The sequence below is a fragment of the Frankia sp. CcWB2 genome, from assembly GCF_977927585.1.
On sequence record NZ_CDWRCM010000177.1, the window covers coordinates 6,007 to 9,212 of the forward strand.

At 67.3% G+C, this 3,206-nt stretch carries 3 protein-coding genes and 1 pseudogene; 2 read left to right on the forward strand and 2 right to left on the reverse strand.

Annotated elements, in window-relative coordinates:
- Positions 1-917 (forward strand): glycosyltransferase (locus ACY45C_RS16805; RefSeq protein ID WP_462188516.1); only part of this gene is annotated, 917 nt, incomplete at its 5' end.
- Entirely contained in the window at positions 914-1,204 is a 291-nt protein-coding gene (locus tag ACY45C_RS16810; RefSeq protein WP_462188517.1) for a hypothetical protein, read from the forward strand. The genes ACY45C_RS16805 and ACY45C_RS16810, both read left to right, overlap by 4 nt.
- Before the next feature lie 648 nt (positions 1,205-1,852).
- Here ACY45C_RS16810 and ACY45C_RS16815 read toward each other — a convergent pair.
- Complete coding sequence (locus tag ACY45C_RS16815) at positions 1,853-2,368, reverse strand: RHS repeat-associated core domain-containing protein (protein ID WP_462188518.1); 516 nt, start codon at positions 2,366-2,368, stop codon at positions 1,853-1,855.
- Between the two features lie 15 nt (positions 2,369-2,383).
- Positions 2,384-3,206, reverse strand: a pseudogene (locus ACY45C_RS16820) (sugar-binding protein); the annotation flags it as partial.

The following is a 3,206-nucleotide window of genomic DNA, read 5'->3' on the forward strand; positions in this document are numbered from 1 at the left end:
CCTCGGCCGCCGGGGCTAGCTCGGCCGCCGGGGCCACCGCGTTCACGGGCCCGGCTGGCGGCGGGCCCGCAGGCTCGGATGGCGGCCCCGCGACGGCACCCACCATCGTGTGCGTCGGCCGGCTCGTGCCGCACAAGCGGCTCGACCTGCTCCTCGACGCGCTGCCCGCGCTGGTCGGGGCGCATCCCGGGCTCACCGTCCACATCATCGGCGACGGCCCGGACCGCGAACGCCTGACCGCCCGCGCGGTCGCCCTCGGGCTGACCACCCCAGATACGGTGACCACCACCGACCCGGGGGCCGCTCCGGGCTCGGGAGGCACGACCGACCGGGACGGTGACGCCGTGCGCTGGCACGGCTACACCGATGCCGCCACCCGCGACCGGCTGCTTTCCTCGGCCTGGCTGACGGTCAACCCCTCGCATGGTGAGGGCTGGGGGCTGTCGGTGCTGGAGGCCGCCGCCCTCGGGGTGCCCGCGGTGGCGTTCCGGGTCCCGGGGCTGCGCGACGCGGTCCGGGACGGGACGACGGGATGGCTGGTCGACGAGGGCGAGCCGCTGGAGAAGACCCTCGACGCGGCGCTATGGCTACTGGCCGAGCCGCCCGCGGCGGCCGAGCTGCGCGCGGCGGCCCGCGCCTGGGCGGCTGGGTTCACCTGGGACGCCAGCCCCGAGCTGCTGGCCCGGGTGGTCACCGCCGAGATCGACCGGCTGGCCGGACCGGCGGCGAAGCGGGCCGAAGCAGGGGAACAAGGCCGCGCGCCGCAGCGGGGTCGGGGACCGGATCGGGGCCTGGAGCGCCGGTGCCGGGACGATGACCTCACGCACGCCCGCTTCACCCTGCCGGTCGGCGCCCCCGCCCGGCGTTGCGCCGCACGGACCTGGTGTACCGGCCGGATCCGACCGGCCCGGAGATGATCGCGGTCCTCTACGGTGCCGGCCCCGCCGCCGCGCGCACCGCCCTGACCCGGGCCGGAGTCGGGGTCGGCGCGCTCGCCGACCTGCGACTACGCCCGGCGACCGGCGAGGACCTGCTGTTCGCGGCCAGCCGTGACCTGGCGGCATCTCCCCCGGATCCGGGTCCCGACCCGATCCCGACCGACAACCGGGACGATCAGGCGAAGGCCGGAGCGCAACGAGCAGCCTCGAACATGCTTTCCACGGAGCTAGAAGGAGCAGCAGGACGGCCCCTGTCTCACGGATGAGACACTGATATCCATCATGCCCTCCCACAGGATTTCCGAACGTTTACCTTACGGCATATTTTCTGGAGGGATGGCGACCGAAGGGTAACACGAATTGATCACATGGATATATAGCTCAGCTTGGTACAGCAAACGGCTCAACCATCCTCGTGCAGCATCCTCCTCAGCAAGAACCTGAAAGCGCCACCCAAAAGGGCTGCGGAAACGACTACCCAGATGCCTGGGATTCCAGCAAAAGCCGCTATCACAATCAATGCGGCGATCAAACTGTATCCGATGACCGTGACCGGCATGTACCAGCCGGGGTGCCGACTGTTTCCGATGATCACTGCCGACTGTTTCCGATGATCACTGCCGACTGTTTCCGATGATCACTAGCGACCTCCTACCACCATATTCCAAATGTCCAACCGCAGTAGACCGTGTATCCAAAAATCGGCCAGACATAGGGGACGTAAGAAGTCCGAGAAGCAAAGATATTTCCATCCGACCCAAGCGCACCTTCGCCCGTCGGAGGTCGAGTTTGTTGTAGGGGTCCTGGTTGGCGTAGTCGTAGGGGTTGGGGGACGTAATGAAGTAACAAATACGTGATCGAGAGCATCATCGCAGGTCACAGGCCTGTGGAGGGTTCGAAACGCGCAAGTTATTTCATTTCGACTCCTTGGCGTTGCCGCCGAAGATGGGGTCGGTGGAGAGAAAACGGCCGGTGTAGGGGTTGTAAAGGCGGACGCCCATGAGGGTGAGGCCGCCGAGGGTGTCGCGGGAGCGTTGCTTTCCGCCGAGCCAGCCGTAGCGGGCGTAGGCGGTACTGGCGAAATAGGGGGTGCCGAATTCGCTGGATTCGGCGTAGCTGGCGATGGCGGTAGCGGCGGTGTCGTCGGGGACGGTGGCGACGATGTCTCCGCGCAGGTTGGCCAGCTGCAGCGTGACCGTGCCGGTGTTGTCTTGGACGGCGGCGAGGTCTCCACCGATTCCGAGGATGTTGCGGGTCCACCCGCCGCCGGTGACGCCGATCCAGGCCGGGCTGTCGCCGAGTTCGGCCGCCGTCGAACCTGTCGTGCCGTCGTATCGAACCAGCGGGTAGTGGCTAGGAGTCGAAATGAAATAACTTGCGCGTTTCGAACCCTCCACAGGCCTGTGACCTGCGATGATGCTCTCGATCACGTATTTGTTACTTCATTACGTCCCCTTAGTCCAGCTCGTCGATCCTTCACTCCAGGATCGGATGCGCCGTGCTGGGTCGAGGGTGTAGGTGCGGGTAGTCGAGCCTGCGGTCTGCGAGGCGACCATGTCGTTCACGTGGTAGCCGACGGTAAGCGCGACACCGGCCGCGTCGGCGGCCGGCACAGCCGTGGTTCGGCCGAACAGGTCGTAGGTGTAGCCGGTGTCGGTGATCCGGTCGGCCTGGTCATAGCTGTGAGAGTAGACCTGCGGGGTCGTGCCGGTGGAGCAGTTCCCGGTGTCCGGCTGACCGCCGGCATCCGGGTAGCTGGTCAGGGCGATGCGATTGGAATCCAGGTCGTAGGTGTAGGTGCGGGTGGTGCAGATCCGCGGCCCGCCGTAGCTGACCGCGTCGACGACCGAGGTCAGCCGGCCCGCCGGGTCGTAGCCCAGCGTCTTGGTCGCGGGCGTGCTGGCGTCGAGACGGACCTGGCCGTGGATCGAGTATGCCTGGGAGAAGGTCAGCCACGGTGTGCCGGACTTGGCGTAGGCGAGGCTGGTCGGCTTGTTGGTGTTGTCGAGGCGGGTGGTGGCGACGAGGCCGTTCGGGTAGGTCTGGCTGGTGAGGGCTCCGTCGCCGTTGTAGGTGGCGGTGAAGGTGGACGGTGCCGACCCGGCGCCGACGCCAAGGCTGGTGACCAGGCCGCGGTGTTCGGTGGCGGTGTCGTAGACGTAGGCGTAGCTGCCCTTGCCGTCGTTGACGGAGGAGATCTGTCCGTCGGTGTCGTAGCCGGTAGTGGTGGTGTTGCCGTCGGCGTCGGTCTGGGAGGTGACCTGGATC

Coding starts and splice junctions, on each gene's coding strand:
- ACY45C_RS16810 (WP_462188517.1), top strand. CDS start 914: ATGATCGCGGTCCTCTACGGTGCCGGCCCCGCCGCCGCGCGCACCGCC.